Origin of the sequence: Sporosarcina aquimarina, assembly GCF_033253705.1 — a bacterium.
Classification (GTDB): domain Bacteria; phylum Bacillota; class Bacilli; order Bacillales_A; family Planococcaceae; genus Sporosarcina; species Sporosarcina aquimarina.
The window spans coordinates 103,467-119,526 of record NZ_JAUBDH010000009.1; the positions used below are offsets into that span (position 1 = coordinate 103,467).

Here is a 16,060-nt window from a genome sequence, read left to right on the forward strand (position 1 = left end):
TGCGGAAGGGCTTTTTAGTCTTCTGAAAGTTTTTTCTTACCTATGACAACGTAATAATAAATTGAAGATACAACGTAAAGGCCAGCGGTGATGCTAAATGCGATTGCATAGCCCCAGTAGAATCCTTGTGCCACCACAAGCCCTGTGGCAATCGGTGCCATCGATGCCCACCCCAACTGGAAAACAGTCTGATTCATCGAGTTAGCAAGCCCTCTATACTTATCTGCGACAAGCTCCATAGCAACAGCACTTTGAATGGGATTTCCTGCATTCATCAGTGCCTGGCGCATTAAAAATCCAAGTGATGCAAACAGTAGCGAATTCGTAAAGGCTGTGAGCAGCAGAAAAGGAATGGATAACAGCTGAAATAATATGAGAGCTTTCACTTTACCCACTTTTTTCACAAGGACTGGTCCGATGAGCGCAGCTACCGCTGTCATCGCTGAACCGAGTGATAAAATCAGGCCAATGTATGAATTAGAAGCACTAAATCGATTGGCAAAATATAAGTTCAAATAAGGAACGACTAAACCAGATCCGATCCCAACCAGTAATCCTACAAAGGAAAAGTGAAGAATTAAAATAAAGTTCTTTTTAAAACCTGTACCCGTCGGTTCTTCAATCGGTTCCCGTCCTATTCCAGGAGCCGTTTCTCTTACCTGTACAGGTATTGGCGGCTTATCACGCAACGCAAAGAGCGGCGGGAGTCCAAGTGCAAAGATTCCGGCACCGATATATAACGACCACCGGATTGCTTCCACAGCACCCATGTTGAAAAACTTTTCGAGCGCATCTGCCAGCAGTCCCCCAGAAAGGCTTCCAATGACCTGCGACACAGTAATGAGTGCGAATTGGATGCTGAACAATTTCACTCTCTCTGAAGGGGATGAGTTTTCAGCTAAGAACGGAATCCCTGAAACCTGAACGAACGCCATAAAAATCCCCGTGAGTAAAGAGACAAACACAATTGGTTCTTCTAGAACAGCTGTGCTTCGCCAAAATAACGTAAGGACAGTGATTGCGGCACCGCCAGTAATCATCCATTTCCGTCCGAATTTATCACTTAAAAATCCAGCGGGCACGAGCATAACAGCTGTCGCAAGCGCCGTCATAGAAATCACTTTTCCGTTCACTGTTTCCGGCATTCCCAGTTCACGGATGTATAAGTTGTACATCACCATGAAAACGCCAAGCCCAATTTGAAGAAATATGTTAGCAAGCAAGAAGAATTTCACATTCCGATTAAACGACAGTATCGTACGTTTCCAATCTTGAAGCAGTCTCACATAATATCCTACTTTCTTTTCAAAACGTTTCGATACTCTAAATATAGGGGTTTTCTCTTGATCAATCAATACCTTTTCGAACTTCGAAGTAAATGACAAAAAAAGCCGAGGCATATTTGCCTCGGCGTCACATTAGGATACTGTAATTCCTGACTGCAGTTTATACATCTGCGCATACTGGCCGTCTAGATGGACAAGCTCATCATGCGTTCCGCTTTCAACAATTTCCCCGCGATCCAAAACAAGAATGCGATCTGCGTTTTTAATCGTTGAGAGTCTGTGTGCGATAATGAACGTCGTTCGTCCTTTCTTTAAGACATCCATCGCGTGTTGTATAATTTCTTCCGTTTCCGTATCGATGTTTGAAGTCGCTTCATCCAAAATCAGGATTGCCGGATCAAACGCAAGAGCACGTGCAAACGAAATCAGCTGGCGCTGTCCGCTTGATAATGTACTTCCACGCTCCACGACCGGTTCTTCAATCCCTTTCGGCAAATGCTCGAGAACGCGCTCTCCTCCAACGGCGTCTAGTGATTGCTGGACTTTTTCTTTCGAAATCCGTGCATCCCCGAGACTAATATTGGATTCCACGGTTCCAGTAAACAAATATGGATCTTGCAGCACAATCCCCATATGATTTCGGATTGTCTGGCGTGGTACTGACGTAATATCGATGCCGTCGATCAGTATCTTACCTTTTACCGGATCATAGAAACGGAAGAGTAAGTTCATAATCGAACTCTTACCTGAACCAGTATGTCCGACCAATGCGACCGTCTCTCCGCGTTTCGCTTCGAAGTTGATGTCTTTCAGCACATACTCCTCTTCTTTGTATGCGAACCAGACGTCTTCAAATGTGACATTCCCTTCATAACGCTCCATACGCTCATCACTGACAGGCTCACCTGTGCGGTCCATGAGTTGGAATACCCGTTCAGCCGCGACTAGGGAATGCTCAAGCCTTGCAAACTGGTTCACAATCCCTGTAACCGGGTTGAACAACCGTGTAATGTAATCGACAAATGCATACAGCAAACCGACGGACACCACGCTGCCAGCTGTGAAGGATGCACCTGCGAAATACCAAATGAAAATGACAAATGTCATTGATCGAATCGCGTTGACTAGGTTATGCGAAGTCGCCGCTTCCACTTTCAGTAATTTCGTTTGGTACTCATAATGGGTTGTATTCAACTCTTCAAACTCGTCTTCCATTTGTTTTTCCCGACTAAATGCTTGAATGATCGTCATCCCATTTATGGATTCGTTGATCATCCCATTCATGTCACTGACTTTAGCGCGGATCACGTGATTCACTTTAGAAGCGAATTTACGATAGAGAATCATCCAGATGTAAAGCAGCGGCAATACGAACAGCAGGATTGCACCCATTTCTGCGTCCAGACTGAACAATGCAATGTAAATTCCAATGATGTACATCCCACTGATTGCAAATTGTGAAACAACCGTTACGTACAGATGACGAATGGCCTCTGTATCGTTAGTTACCCGGGCTACGACCTTCCCTGCGGGTAAATTATCGAAATAACTAATCGGCAGCGTTTGAATATGCTGATACAATTCGTTCCTCATCTTTTGCACAATCCGGTTCGCTGTCGATTGCAATAGCAAGTACTGGCCATAACGGAATATGGCCGTAACAACTGCTAGTGCAAAGAAAATCGCGAGTAATTTTAATATTGGCTGAAAGTCAATTCCACCTGTTTCAGCGCCTGATATATGCTTATCTATTATCTGTTTTGCAATAATCGGTCCAAGCAGGTCAGCACCAACTGCAATAGCTAGCAGCGCCATGCCGCCAAGGAAATACCCTTTAAATTGAACCGCATAATTGACTAATCGTTTCCCTGTGGTCATGATTCGCCACCCCCAATTTGCTGGCGGTCATATTGTTCCTTATACCAACCGTTCCTTGCAAGTAATTCTTCGTGTGTACCTTCTTCGATGACAGTTCCGTCTTCGAGCACAATAATCCAATCTGCGTGCTGAATGGCTGACAATCGATGCGTTGTAATAATTGTGGTTTTACCGCTTCGTTCGTTTTGGATGTTTTCAATAATTCGAGTCTCCGTTTTCGCATCCACTGCAGACAAAGAATCATCGAGGACAAGAATCTCCGGATTTTTCACGATTGCACGTGCAATCGAAATCCGCTGCTTCTGTCCGCCTGAAAGTGCCACTCCCTTTTCACCTACGAGTGTTTCTAACCCTTCCGGCAGCATTTCCAAGTCCTTCTCAAAGTGCGCAAGTCGGATGGCTTCAGAAATGTCATGATCATCTGCATCAGGCTTACCGAATAAAATATTATCCCGTACGGATCTAGAAAACAGCACATGATCTTGCGGAACATATCCGATCCAATTCCGCACTTGCTCTTTCGTCATGTCGTTCAAACGGTTTCCGTCAAACGACAGTAATCCTTCGCCCACTGGATACTCCCGCAGTAATTGTTTAACAAACGTAGTTTTTCCACTGCCCGTTTTCCCGACGATTCCAAGCGTTTGGCCACCGCCAAGTTTCACTTGAATGCGATCCAAGTTTTTGCGTGTGGAAGTTGGATACGTAAAGCTGACGTCTTCGAAACCAATCATTCCCGGCCTGGACATTTGAATTGGCATCGATGGGTCCCGTACGTCTTCCACCGCGTTTAACGTCTCCTGGACGCGATCGAGCGATGCATTCCCCCGCTGCATGACGTTGATCAGTTCACCAATCGCAAACATCGGCCAGACAATCATCCCGAGATAGACGTTAAACGTAACTAATCCGCCCAACGACATTTCACCTACTGACACGAGATAAGCTCCATAGCCGAGACCAATCATATACGACAATGACGTCATGATTTTAGAAATCGGCGTGAACAGCGCGTCAATTCGTTCAACGTCCATGTTTTTACGGTAAACATCTTCAGTTGCTTCTTCAAATCGCTTCTCTTCCGCTCGTTCTTGAACGTACGCACGGACAACGCGTACACCCGCAACCGCTTCAAGGACATCGTCATTCAAATCACCGAATGCCCGTTGAGCAGTTACAAATTTCAAATGGATTCGTTTCCCGAGTACTTGCATTAAGTAAGCGAGAATAGGCAGCGGTAAAATCGCTGCTAGCGTCAGTTTCCATGACACTAGGAATCCCATCATGACGACGAGTGTAAATAAGTAAACCGTAGAATCGATTAACGTCATGATTCCAAAACCAGCTGTTTCAGAAATGGCTTGTAAATCATTCGTTGACCGGGCCATAAGATCCCCAGTCTTGTTACGCTGATAAAAGCTCGGTGTCATCTTCAGGAAGTGTCTCATTAAATTCCCGCGCAGTTTTCGTTCAATTACATTGGCACCGCCAAAAAGCTGATATTGCCATACGTAATCCCCGATGTAGCCTACTACTATAATCAGTAACATTATTCCGATATACGTCCAAAGCACTTGTGCGTTCATCGTCTGCAAATGGATACCATCGATTGCTTTTCCGATAATCCAAGGAGGGATAATCGCCAGCACGCTTGTCATGATGAGAAGGAGCAGTGCTATCGTGTACCTTTTTTTGTTTTCTTTAAAAAACCATCCTAATTTACCTAAAACCGAAAACATACTATTCTACGACCTTTCTTGGAGACGTTCAGCTATCCGCTTTCACATGTCTTCTTTTTGAGCAATTGGTTAAGTTGTGCTGGTATATGTCTCACATCGATAGCTCTCCTTTCTCATTTAGATTCTATGCAACACGCGTACGCGCGAAGTCACCTTATTTTAGTGAACATAAAAAGACACACGCCCCTATTTCAGAGTCGTGTGTCTGAAAAAATGAACGGTGCCCTCACTGCAGCAATAGCAGTCAAATTTTTTAATTATTGCAGGTTTCGGGCAAAGCTTGAAATTGTGTGAGTTTCTTAGCTATTTGTAACCGCATAATCCAAGCCCTCCCTTTCCTTTCGAGTTTCGAATAAGTTTAGATTATCACTCTTTTTTCCATATTGTCAATACCTTTTAATGTAATCTTTAGAAAATTAAATAGTTTCTCAATCCGGTTGACTAAGGAAAAATCATTGAAGTTCCATGAATTTTAATTTATTATTGAAATCAACTACTTAATTTTAAACTACAGGAGGTGTACGCTTTGTCCCCCCTCGAACGAGTCATGGACAAAGCACCCATTTGGATATTCCCATACGCTTGGCAGCATTTGCTGCCTTGATCGCCCTCACTGCATTTTTTGTCGCAGCTGAGTTTGCAATAGTGAAAGTCAGAATGACACGTATTGACCAACTAGAGTTAGCGGGCAATAAAAAAGCTAAGGACGCTAAGCGAGTTGTAACAAATCTTGATGAATATTTGTCTGCCTGTCAGCTCGGAATTACGATTACAGCACTTGGTCTAGGTATGCTTGGTGAACCAACCGTTGCGCTAATACTAGAGCCTTTGTTTACTTACTTGCATTTATCAACTAGCATGACCGTATTCTTATCGTTCCTCATTGCCCTCATCGCGGTGACTTTCATCCATGTTGTCGTCGGTGAATTAGCACCTAAAACGATGGCGATTCAGAAATCTGAAACCATTACACTCGCTCTTGCGAAACCGTTAATCATTTTTTACCGGACAATGTACCCTTTCATTAAGATATTGAATGGATCAGCAAGAATCGTGACAAAAACCTTTGGATTCTCATCTGTTTCTGAAGCAGATGTCGGACATACCGAAGAAGAATTACGGATTATTTTGTCCGATAGTTTAAAAAGCGGAGAAATCAATCAAGCTGAATACAAATATGTGAATAAGATATTTGAGTTTGATGATCGTATTGCAAAAGAAATCATGGTTCCCCGGACAGAAATGATGTCCATTGAAAAAGAAATGAAAGCCGCAGAAATTTTCAACATGCCGGGTGTAGAGCAGTTTACACGCTATCCTGTTATAGATGGTGACAAGGATCACGTGATTGGTCTAGTGAATATGAAACATTTGCTTACGGCCTATATCAAAAATCCGAAAAACGGCGATTTACCTGTTACTGCATACATGCAGCCGATCATCCGTGTTATCGAAACGATGGCAATTGGAGATTTGTTATTGAAAATCCAGCGTGAACGGATCCATATGGCCATTTTAATGGATGAGTACGGAGGCACTTCAGGGCTTGTAACAATCGAAGACATCTTGGAAGAAATTGTTGGTGAAATTCAAGACGAGTTTGACCAGGACGAATTGCCGGATGTTCAAGTAATTGGCGAAGGTCACTTCATCTTGGATGCAAAAATGCTATTAGACAATGTCAATGCAACACTAGATATTGAACTGGATGAAGAGGATATCGATACAATTGGCGGTTGGTTCATGTCTCAGCGCTTTGAAGCCATTCCAGGTGAGAAAATCATTGAACAAGGCTATGAATTCTCTGTAAAAGACGTCGAAGGTCATCATATTCTCTACTTGGAAGCAGAAAAGCTTTCCAATGAAGAGAACGGTTCAGAAGAAGATACAGAATAACAAAAGAGACGACTCCGGATTAGGAGTCGTCTCTTTTTGGGTTCTGTTTACTGCTCTGGATTTTTCGCCAAATATTCGACGCGATAAATATCTTTTCTTCGGTCTTTTAATTGTTTAACGGTACCATCTTGACGTTGACGTTTGAGTACTTCCAAATCTACGTCACCAATTAGCACCGTTTCCAAATTCGGATTTGCCTCGCCTACAATTCCGTCTCGCGCAAATTCAAAATCTGAAGGAGCAAAGATTGCGGATTGCGCATACTGAATATCCATATTGACAGCTTGCGGTAAGTTTCCAACTGTACCGGATATTACAGTGTAAATCTGATTTTCAACGGCGCGTGCTTGTGCACAGTAGCGAACCCGTAAGTAGCCTTGTCGGTCTTCTGTACAGAATGGGGTGAAGATGATATTGGCTCCTTTTTCTGTTGCAATACGAGCGAGCTCAGGGAATTCGATATCATAACAGACTTGTATTGCGATCTTTCCACAATCGGTGTCAAAGACACGCACAGAATCCCCTGCACTGATCCCCCAATACTTTTTCTCGTTTGGCGTAATATGGATTTTATATTGCTTATCAATCGATCCATCGCGTCTAAAGAGATAGGAGATATTGTAGATTTCTTCATTCTCTTCCTCTACAAAGTGTGATCCGCCAATGATATTCACGTTATAGCGGACCGCTAAACTATTAAACAGCTCGATATAGTCTTCTGTATACTCCGATATTTTACGTACAGACTGACTTGCCGATGGTTCATCCAGGAATGACATGAGCTGCGTTGTAAATATTTCTGGGAATACAACAAAGTCCGAGTTTGCATCTGCTGCAACGTTTACAAAATACTCTACTTGTGATGCCAGTTCATCGAAACTGGAAATTTTACGCATCAAATACTGAACGACGCAAATTCGTACGGGATAACTTGTTTTATAGTGCCGCTTTGAAACAGCTTTGTAATCGATATTATTCCATTCCATTAACGTAGCATAGCGTTTAGAAGCGTGATCATCCGGTAAATAGTTTGGATTAATGCGCATCAGTGTGAAGTCGTTCATCAACTGAAATGTTAAAACCGGATCGTAAATACGATGCTTTGCAACAGAATTCACATATTCTCTCGGAGACATCTCATCGGAATGCTTATGATAGTTCGGAATTCGGCCGCCAATAATAATCGATTTCAAGTTCAATTCACGGGCGAGCTCTTTCCGCGCTTCGTACAGCCGCTCACCGACTTTCATACGTCTGAATTCCGGATGCACCATTACTTCAATTCCATATAAGTTATAGCCTTCCGGATTATGATTCGTTATGTAGCCATTATCAGATATGTCATCCCATGTATGGCGGTCATCATACTCAGCGAAGTTTACAATTAGACTTGAACAAGATCCAATGATTTGGCCATCCAGCTCCGCTACAAATTGACCTTCAGGGAATACTGTTAAATGACTTTTTAAGTGCGCTGGTTCCCATGGATCCATTCCGGGAAAACATGCTTCTTGCATTGCCAGTATTTCAGGTATATCCGACATATCCATTTGTCGGACGATCATACTCATTTCAAATGGGGATAAATCAAATTCTTCACTCACCAAAATCACCTCAGCTCCTTTAATACCCTCTTTTACGAAGAATATGCCGGAGAATAGCTAAAATGTTAAATTCCCTCTATAATAAGAACTTGGAATCGATGAGGGGGCACATGAAATGGACAAACGAATAGAAAACTTACTACTCTTTATATGGACCGTTGCATTGGTTGCAACGCTAGGTTCCTTATACTACTCAGAAGTAAAAGGATTCACACCCTGTCTCTATTGTTGGTATCAGCGTATCCTGATGTACCCTATCGTCCTGATTGCTGGCATTGCACTCTTCCAGAAAAATAGCCGTATTGCGTTAACGACTGCTGCTTTCAGTTTAATCGGCAGCCTTTTGTCTGCTTATCATTACACAACGCAAAAAATCAGCTTTTTTCAAGATCACGCCGGAACATGCGGAGACGTTCCTTGTACGGCTCAATATGTGAACTATTTAGGCTTTATTACGATTCCATTTATGGCATTCGTTGCATTCGCACTCATTTTCACTGCTAGTGTACTGATGTCAAAACGATTGAAGGAGACAAGATAACTTATGAAAAAATTATTGATCATCGGCGGTATCGTTATTGTATTTTTTGTTGCCATCTTTGCACTGACTTCCGCTTCAAACAAATCAAAGTTAGCAGATAACCCTTACGGAACAGATGATTTAGAAAAATCAACAATCGATTTGATAGGCAATGAAAATTACGACAGCATCGTACTTCCGGATGCTGTTTCAAAAAAAATTGAATCTGGAGAACCGACAACGGTTTACTATTTCCACCCTGAATGTCACTTTTGTATGGAGATGACACCTGTTTTAATGCCCATCGCAAAAGAGGAAGGTGTTAAAGTGAATCAGTTTAATATGCAGGAGTTTGGGAACGAAGCGAAGCAGTATGGCATCGAATCTTGGCCGACTCTTGTTCAGTATGAGAACGGTAATGAGGTAGGCCGACTTGTTGGACTCCAGCCAGAAGAAAATATCCATGCTTTCTTTAATGAATTTTATGGAAAATGAGTATGAGAGTGAGGATAACAAGATGACATCATTTACGTATACCGTACAGCACTCCGATATGACACTTGAACAATTGCTTCGGGACTATTGGAAAGCTGGTAAAAAAAACATTCATGAATTGCGTATGACGAATGCTGTAACAGACGCAGAAGGAGCTCCAGTAATTTGGAGGACTCCTCTTGTAGAAGGAACAGTCCTCACATTCAATTTGCCAGAGGCACATTCTGACTACCAGCCGCTTGACGTACCCGGTGTGAAAATACTGCAAGAGGATGAGCATTATATCGCTGTGTTTAAACCAGCTGATATTGCTGTCCATCCTGACGGGACGAGCCGTGAAGCAACGATGATGAACGCCGTGATTGCACATGTACAAGCACAAGGCGGCACATATGCTGAGCACATTCAACGCCTTGATAAAGGGACTTCCGGGATTGTCATCGTAGCTAAACATCCTATGGCTAAAGCTATGTTTGACCAAATGATTGCATCTAATGAAATTAAACGGCTTTACCATGCTGAAGTGGAAGGTCGATTGAAGCGGATTAAAGGCAGTATTAATATGCCGATTGGCCGTGATCGCCATCATCCAACGCGCCGGCGCATTTCGATGTCCGGTCAATCCGCTGTAACGCATTTCAAAGTGATTGAACGCAAAGAAGAAACGACACTCATCGAAGCATCACTTGATACAGGACGCACACACCAAATCCGCGTTCACATGCATCATTTAGGACATCCTGTCGTTGGGGACAACCTGTATGAGGCTGCTGCACTTCCAGACGGCTCTTACCGCTTGACTGCAGTTGAAACATCATTCATTCATCCGTTTACAGGTGAAAAGATTACAATTACGTTATAATGGATAGGAGAAGCGCCAAGGGATCAAAATGTCCCTTGGCGCTTTTTAGTTATCCAATTGTATCCGGATCTGTCCCGGTTCTTTCATTGCGATTCAGTGCATCAATCATTTTCATTTCTTCGTCACTTAAAACAAAATCTCCTATTTGACTATTTTCCAAAATGCGTTCAGGAGTAATTGACTTCGGAATGACGATTAAGTCACTTTGCAAATGCCAGCGAATGATAACTTGTGCTGCAGTCTTCTGATGTGCTTTGCCGATTTCAGTAAGAACCGGATTATCGAGCAGCTTACCTCGTGCTAAAGGAGACCATGACGTGATAGCCATATTTTGCTCTTCACAGTAGTCACGCAGCGGGACTTGAGTTAACAATGGATGCAACTCCACCTGATTGACCATTGGTGCAATATTCGCAGTCACAGAAAGTTTCTCAAGGTGATGGATATGATGATTGGAAACACCTGGTACACGGATTAACTTTTCCTCATACAACCGCTCAATTGCGCGATATGTTTCAACAAACGTCTCACTGACCGGCCAATGCGTCAAATAAAGATCCAGATAATCCAGTTCCAGCTTTTTCAACGAGGTTTCAAATGCTCGCAAGGTTTGGTCATACCCCTGGTCTGTATTCCACACTTTAGATGTAATGAAAAGCTCTTCACGCGGAATACCTGATGCTCGGATTGCCTCTCCCGTTTCAGATTCATTCTCATAAATTGCTGCAGTATCTACAGCACGGTATCCATTTTGTAAAGCATACTGAATTGCTTCAATCGTTTTTTTGGAATCCGTCATTTTATAGACTCCAAGTCCAAAACGAGGCATCTGTACACCGTTTGCAAGTGTTTTTGTTTCTGAATAAGTAGTTGCCATATAGGTATCCTCCCTCTCAATATGTAATGTTTTCTAGTTCATCGTACCATTCGAACAGGTTGCTGAAAACGAAAACGCTATAGCATTTGTCGAATACATGTCACAAATATTCAAGTGAGACATTTCCTTTTTGGAGTTGTTCCGGTATAATGGTGAAAGAACAACTGATTCAACAGGAGGGTATCTGATGAAACTAATTCTAATCATTGGTGTCTGTTTCGCATTCCTATCCGCAATCTTCACAGGCGGTTATGATGACAAGCCAGGCAAAGTGAAAAAATAACACATTAAAAAAAGAGTGAAGCTTGTAATAAGCTTCACTCTTTTTTTAATGCAATCCCGGATATCCTTGTTGACGTAACGCTTCATAGACAAGAATAGCGGCTGTATTGGATAGGTTCAAAGCACGAATGTGTTCATTCATCGGAATTCTAAGGCAAGTTTCAGGATGCGCTGCGGTCACTTCTTCTGGTAATCCTGTCGTCTCTTTTCCAAATACAAAGAAGATGTCTTCTTTAACATCCGTGAAATCGAAATCCGAAAAGGTTTTCGTACCAAACTTTGTAATGAAGTAAAAAACTCCTTCGGGAAATTTCTCAAACATCTTATCGATACTACCATGATACGTAATATCAACATGTTCCCAGTAATCCAAACCTGCCCTTTTCAACATCTTGTCGTCTGTTGAAAAACCGAGCGGCTCTATTAAATGTAATTTCGCTCCAGTTCCAGCGCAAGTACGTGCAATGTTTCCAGTATTTGCGGGGATTAGCGGTTCAAATAACGCTACATGAATTGGCATAATTCCACTTCCTTTTATTGAGTAGCAGTCATCTTTGTGACTGTTTTTTTAATTTCATTTAACACCGCTTCGTCTGCTTCCTTTTCCAAAGCACGTTCCAGTGCATTCCTACTTTCTTCTGTCCCAATCTCCCCAAGTGCCCATGCGCAGGTTTGACGAATCATAGGTCGAGGATCAGTGTGTAACAGCAGCTCGATGTCAGGGATTGCTGCAACTTCTTTAAAATGGGCCAATGCTAAGATGGCATTTCGCTGAATTGGATTTTTCCCTCTCCATGATCCAGACATATGACCAAAAGTTTCTTTAAATTGCCGATTGGATAGTTTTAATATCGGTTGAAGGAGAGGCTTCACTAATTCGGGTTCTGGAATAAATGATTCTTGGTCCAAATTATACTTGCGCTTGTTTTTTGGGCACACAGTCTGACACGTATCACATCCGTAAATCCGATTTCCGACCTCTTTTCGAAATTCCTCAGGAATCGGCTGCTTCGTCTGCGTTAAAAAAGCAATACAACGCTGTGCATTCAATTGACCGCCTTGAATAAGTGCACCAGTCGGACAAGCATCTAAGCATAAGGTACAGTCACCGCATTGGTCCTCCAAAGGAACGTCAGGCTCAAACGGCAAGTTGGTAATCATTTCCCCTAAGTAAACATACGACCCAAATTCCGGCGTGATAATGGAACAGTTTTTTGCAGACCATCCAATTCCCGCTCGTTCTGCAACCGCACGATCTGCAAGCTCCCCTGTATCGACCATTGACCTTGTCTTCACCTCTGGTAAGTGTTCGTGTAAAAAAGCTTCTAACAGCCTAAGTTTCTCTCTTAATACAGTATGGTAATCTGTACCCCATGAAGCACGGCAAAACATACCGCGCCGTTCCCCTTTCTTTCCTTTAGGTGCATCTGTCATTTTAGAAGGATAGGCTACAGCTATGGAGATAATGCTCTCAGCACGTTCCAATAGCAATGTTGGGGTGGTTCTCTTTTCCACATCACTTTCTTCAAAACCCGATTGAAACTTCAGTTCCTGTTGTCGCTTCAAACGATTTTTCAACTCAAGAAATGGAGCTGCTGTTGTAAACCCGATTTTATCTATTCCAATTTCATTTGCGTAGTCTTTTAAGTCTTGTTGCAACTGAGCGATATTCACCATCTGCCACCTCCCTTATGATAGACTTGAGAAAAATATGGTTAGGGTGATTTCATGAAAATTCATATAGAACCTTTAATTATAGAAGCTGTGCCAGATTTCAAAGTAGCCATCATCCATTATAACAGGACAACGGTTTCAGATTCTCCGCAAATGTTAAAAGGAAGGCTCCAATTATTCCAGGAACAACTTTTCTTTGAACTAGAAGAACGTGACTTATCAGATATCCAGGGCATACAGGAATGGCGTACTATCTGGAAGGCACTCGGATCAGATCCCACACGGTACCGTCCTTCAGTAGAAGCGCTTTACCGCCGTGTTCGTAAGCAAAACTATATGAAGAGCCACTCAAGCGCCATTGATTTGAATACATTATTCAGCCTCCAATACGGTGTTCCTTCAGGAATGTATGACCTAAAAAAGTTGGTAGGAGATTTAACGATTACAAAAGGCCAAGAAGAAGAAGATGGATACGATGGACTGAATGGCAGATTTATATCGTTACATAACATTCTAATACTGAAGGATGGCTATAGTCCATTCGGCAGTCCTTATGTCGACTCGGTCCGCACTGCGATTACAGAAGAAACGAGTGAAATACTGCATGTTGTCTATCTAAGAGACCACATGTCTGTAGAAGAAGCCCAACGTCTCGCTAATGCTTGTGGAAATATGTTTACGAGCATCAATGGCGGTGAAGCTGCAGCGCACGTATTGCATGCAGACAGCCCTTCATTGGAGCTGCCCTATTCGGCCAAGGGAGAAAGCCTATATAGATCCAACCAATAAAAGCCTGCTGCAGTTAATCTGCGGCAGGCTTTTTGAAACAAACGCTTCAGCAGACGCAAAAAAAGAACAACCGGAGTTGTTCTTTTTTGAGATACCCGAGGCCGGACTTGAACCGGCACGCCTCGCGGCATCGCATTTTGAGTGCGACGTGTCTGCCATTCCACCACTCGGGCATAATATAAAGTAAAACAACGGAAACCAAATTTGGAGGCGGCAACCGGAATCGAACCGGTGGTAAGGGTGTTGCAGACCCGTGCCTTACCGCTTGGCTATGCCGCCGTAGAATAAGTGGAGCGGAAGACGGGATTCGAACCCGCGACCCCGACCTTGGCAAGGTCGTATTCTACCACTGAACTACTTCCGCTAATAACTGGGGTAGCTGGATTCGAACCAACGAGTGACGGAGTCAAAGTCCGTTGCCTTACCGCTTGGCTATACCCCAAAAATAAAAAAGGGGCGGCTGAGGGGAATTGAACCCCCGAGTGCCGGAATCACAATCCGGTGCGTTAACCACTTCGCCACAACCGCCATAATACTATTATAACACTAGAGACACATAAGATAAATGGCAGGGGCAGTAGGAATCGAACCCACACCAAAGGTTTTGGAGACCTCTATTCTACCGTTAAACTATGCCCCTGTAAAAAAATGGTGGTGGGGGACGGATTCGAACCGCCGAACCCGGAGGGAGCGGATTTACAGTCCGCCGCGTTTAGCCACTTCGCTACCCCACCATAGGGAATAATGTGGTGCCGGCGAAAGGAATTGAACCCTCAACCTACTGATTACAAGTCAGTTGCTCTACCAATTGAGCTACACCGGCACTTATTAAGATGGCTCAGGACGGAATCGAACCGCCGACACAAGGATTTTCAGTCCTTTGCTCTACCGACTGAGCTACTGAGCCATATTGTTTTAAGAAAAAATGGCGGTCCCGACCGGGATCGAACCGGCGATCTCCTGCGTGACAGGCAGGCATGTTAACCGCTACACCACGGGACCATTTGGTTGCGGGGACAGGATTTGAACCTGTGACCTTCGGGTTATGAGCCCGACGAGCTACCACTGCTCCACCCCGCGATAATACTATTAAGAAGAAATAATGGTGGAGGATGACGGGCTCGAACCGCCGACCCTCTGCTTGTAAGGCAGATGCTCTCCCAGCTGAGCTAATCCTCCACAATACTATGTGATGCTGGCATATCTTATTCATAAATCTGTAAATGGTGACCCCTACGGGATTCGAACCCGTGTTACCGCCGTGAAAGGGCGGTGTCTTAACCGCTTGACCAAGGGGCCTTACTAGTATAATAGAGAAGTTAACTGGCGGAGAGCAAGGGATTTGAACCCTTGAGACAGCGTTAACCGTCTACACGATTTCCAATCGTGCTCCTTCGGCCACTCGGACAGCTCTCCATTATGGCTCCGCAGGTAGGACTCGAACCTACGACCGATCGGTTAACAGCCGATTGCTCTACCACTGAGCTACTGCGGAATAGATAAACTATTAAAGGATTTTCACTTTGTTAGTGAAAGCCTAGCGACGTCCTACTCTCACAGGGGGAAGCCCCTACTACCATCGGCGCTGAAGAACTTAACTTCCGTGTTCGGTATGGGAACGGGTGTGACCTCTTCGCCATCATCACTAGACAATTTCACAACACAAGAATTATTATACCATACTGAAGTTGTAAGTGCAAGTGTTTTTTAAAATCTTTTTTTAAAAAATCACTCACTCAAAACTGGATAAAACCAACATTGAATTCATATCAAGATCACCTTGCGGTGCTTTAACTTATATGTCCAGCTCCAGCAGCCAGTCTCTCGGCCATAAGTCAGCTTGCCTGTGCGGCACAAATCGCCGCTTCGTCAATCTGTCTTATGCCTACGAGCCTAAACGGCTGCTTCCGCTTTTCGATAATCTAGCTCCGACTCCCTGATGCTCTAGGTCATAAGCCAACTCGTCTACGTGGCAAAGATCGCCACTTCGTCGATTCGTCTTATGCTCTTCGCATCAAAAAGGTCGTCTCCGCTTTTTGGATAAGTCCTCGATCGATTAGTATCTGTCAGCTCCACATGTCGCCATGCTTCCACACCAGACCTATCCACCTCATCATCTTTGAGGGATCTTACTTACTTGCGTAATGGGAAATCTCAT

Annotated in this window: 12 protein-coding genes, 15 tRNA genes and 2 rRNA genes; 5 read left to right on the forward strand and 24 right to left on the reverse strand. The window is 43.5% G+C overall.

The window, feature by feature from the left end:
- Positions 1–14 precede the first annotated feature (14 nt).
- The 3 genes from QT716_RS13665 to QT716_RS13675 all read right to left on the reverse strand — a co-directional run bounded on the left by QT716_RS13665 (position 15) and on the right by QT716_RS13675 (position 4,903).
- Positions 15–1,286, reverse strand: a complete 1,272-nt coding sequence (locus QT716_RS13665) for an MFS transporter (RefSeq protein WP_317936649.1) — start codon at positions 1,284–1,286, stop codon at positions 15–17.
- A gap of 132 nt (positions 1,287–1,418) precedes the next feature.
- Positions 1,419–3,164 (reverse strand): ABC transporter ATP-binding protein, encoded by a 1,746-nt coding sequence (locus tag QT716_RS13670; protein WP_317936650.1) that lies wholly within the window; start codon positions 3,162–3,164, stop codon positions 1,419–1,421.
- On the reverse strand, positions 3,161–4,903 hold the full coding sequence (locus QT716_RS13675; RefSeq protein ID WP_317936651.1) for an ABC transporter ATP-binding protein: 1,743 nt from the start codon (positions 4,901–4,903) through the stop codon (positions 3,161–3,163). Before QT716_RS13675 ends, QT716_RS13670 begins: the two co-directional genes overlap by 4 nt.
- 582 nt (positions 4,904–5,485) lie before the next feature.
- On the opposite strand from QT716_RS13675, the gene QT716_RS13680 reads away from it, so the two are divergent.
- Positions 5,486–6,799: a hemolysin family protein gene (locus QT716_RS13680; protein WP_317936652.1), complete on the forward strand. Its 1,314-nt coding sequence runs from the start codon at positions 5,486–5,488 to the stop codon at positions 6,797–6,799.
- Between the two features lie 47 nt (positions 6,800–6,846).
- Here QT716_RS13680 and QT716_RS13685 read toward each other — a convergent pair whose 3' ends face one another.
- Positions 6,847–8,403, reverse strand: a complete 1,557-nt coding sequence (locus QT716_RS13685; RefSeq protein ID WP_317936653.1) for a GNAT family N-acetyltransferase — start codon at positions 8,401–8,403, stop codon at positions 6,847–6,849.
- Positions 8,404–8,518: 115 nt separating this feature from the next.
- On the opposite strand from QT716_RS13685, the gene QT716_RS13690 reads away from it, so the two are divergent.
- The 3 genes from QT716_RS13690 to QT716_RS13700 are packed head-to-tail and all read left to right on the forward strand — an operon-like array spanning position 8,519 to position 10,280.
- Positions 8,519–8,944 (forward strand): disulfide oxidoreductase, encoded by a 426-nt coding sequence (locus QT716_RS13690; protein ID WP_317936654.1) that lies wholly within the window; start codon positions 8,519–8,521, stop codon positions 8,942–8,944.
- A gap of 3 nt (positions 8,945–8,947) precedes the next feature.
- A complete protein-coding gene (locus QT716_RS13695; RefSeq protein ID WP_317936655.1) occupies positions 8,948–9,418 on the forward strand; it encodes a thioredoxin family protein in 471 nt (156 codons plus the stop codon).
- Between the two features lie 22 nt (positions 9,419–9,440).
- Positions 9,441–10,280, forward strand: coding sequence for an RluA family pseudouridine synthase (locus QT716_RS13700; RefSeq protein WP_317936656.1), 840 nt, complete (start codon positions 9,441–9,443; stop codon positions 10,278–10,280).
- Positions 10,281–10,329: 49 nt separating this feature from the next.
- Here QT716_RS13700 and QT716_RS13705 read toward each other — a convergent pair whose 3' ends face one another.
- The 3 genes from QT716_RS13705 to queG form a co-directional block, all read right to left on the reverse strand.
- Entirely contained in the window at positions 10,330–11,157 is an 828-nt protein-coding gene (locus tag QT716_RS13705) for an aldo/keto reductase (protein ID WP_317936657.1), read from the reverse strand.
- Positions 11,158–11,485: 328 nt separating this feature from the next.
- On the reverse strand, positions 11,486–11,959 hold the full coding sequence (gene trmL, locus QT716_RS13710) for a tRNA (uridine(34)/cytosine(34)/5-carboxymethylaminomethyluridine(34)-2'-O)-methyltransferase TrmL (protein ID WP_317936658.1): 474 nt from the start codon (positions 11,957–11,959) through the stop codon (positions 11,486–11,488).
- A gap of 14 nt (positions 11,960–11,973) precedes the next feature.
- Positions 11,974–13,113, reverse strand: a complete 1,140-nt coding sequence (gene queG / locus QT716_RS13715; RefSeq protein ID WP_317936665.1) for a tRNA epoxyqueuosine(34) reductase QueG — start codon at positions 13,111–13,113, stop codon at positions 11,974–11,976.
- 54 nt (positions 13,114–13,167) lie between these two features.
- On the opposite strand from queG, the gene QT716_RS13720 reads away from it, so the two are divergent.
- Positions 13,168–13,902 (forward strand): B3/B4 domain-containing protein, encoded by a 735-nt coding sequence (locus tag QT716_RS13720; RefSeq protein ID WP_317936659.1) that lies wholly within the window; start codon positions 13,168–13,170, stop codon positions 13,900–13,902.
- A gap of 92 nt (positions 13,903–13,994) precedes the next feature.
- Here QT716_RS13720 and QT716_RS13725 read toward each other — a convergent pair.
- The 17 genes from QT716_RS13725 to QT716_RS13805 all read right to left on the reverse strand — a co-directional run.
- Positions 13,995–14,075: transfer RNA gene (locus tag QT716_RS13725), tRNA-Leu, on the reverse strand.
- A 32-nt stretch (positions 14,076–14,107) separates the two neighbouring features.
- Positions 14,108–14,181: transfer RNA gene (locus tag QT716_RS13730), tRNA-Cys, on the reverse strand.
- Between the two features lie 10 nt (positions 14,182–14,191).
- A tRNA-Gly gene (locus tag QT716_RS13735) sits at positions 14,192–14,266 on the reverse strand.
- A 6-nt stretch (positions 14,267–14,272) separates the two neighbouring features.
- A tRNA-Gln gene (locus tag QT716_RS13740) sits at positions 14,273–14,344 on the reverse strand.
- A gap of 13 nt (positions 14,345–14,357) precedes the next feature.
- Positions 14,358–14,430, reverse strand: a tRNA-His gene (locus QT716_RS13745).
- Positions 14,431–14,468: 38 nt separating this feature from the next.
- Positions 14,469–14,542, reverse strand: a tRNA-Trp gene (locus QT716_RS13750).
- 9 nt (positions 14,543–14,551) lie between these two features.
- Positions 14,552–14,636: transfer RNA gene (locus QT716_RS13755), tRNA-Tyr, on the reverse strand.
- Positions 14,637–14,649: 13 nt separating this feature from the next.
- Positions 14,650–14,725, reverse strand: a tRNA-Thr gene (locus tag QT716_RS13760).
- 11 nt (positions 14,726–14,736) lie between these two features.
- A tRNA-Phe gene (locus tag QT716_RS13765) sits at positions 14,737–14,809 on the reverse strand.
- 19 nt (positions 14,810–14,828) lie between these two features.
- Positions 14,829–14,904: transfer RNA gene (locus tag QT716_RS13770), tRNA-Asp, on the reverse strand.
- A gap of 3 nt (positions 14,905–14,907) precedes the next feature.
- Positions 14,908–14,982 (reverse strand) — tRNA-Met (locus QT716_RS13775).
- 23 nt (positions 14,983–15,005) lie between these two features.
- Positions 15,006–15,081: transfer RNA gene (locus tag QT716_RS13780), tRNA-Val, on the reverse strand.
- Between the two features lie 45 nt (positions 15,082–15,126).
- Positions 15,127–15,201 (reverse strand) — tRNA-Glu (locus tag QT716_RS13785).
- Between the two features lie 25 nt (positions 15,202–15,226).
- Positions 15,227–15,318, reverse strand: a tRNA-Ser gene (locus QT716_RS13790).
- A 4-nt stretch (positions 15,319–15,322) separates the two neighbouring features.
- Positions 15,323–15,397, reverse strand: a tRNA-Asn gene (locus QT716_RS13795).
- A 40-nt stretch (positions 15,398–15,437) separates the two neighbouring features.
- Positions 15,438–15,552, reverse strand: a 5S ribosomal RNA gene (gene rrf / locus QT716_RS13800).
- A gap of 386 nt (positions 15,553–15,938) precedes the next feature.
- A 23S ribosomal RNA gene (locus QT716_RS13805) occupies positions 15,939–16,060 on the reverse strand; the annotation flags it as partial.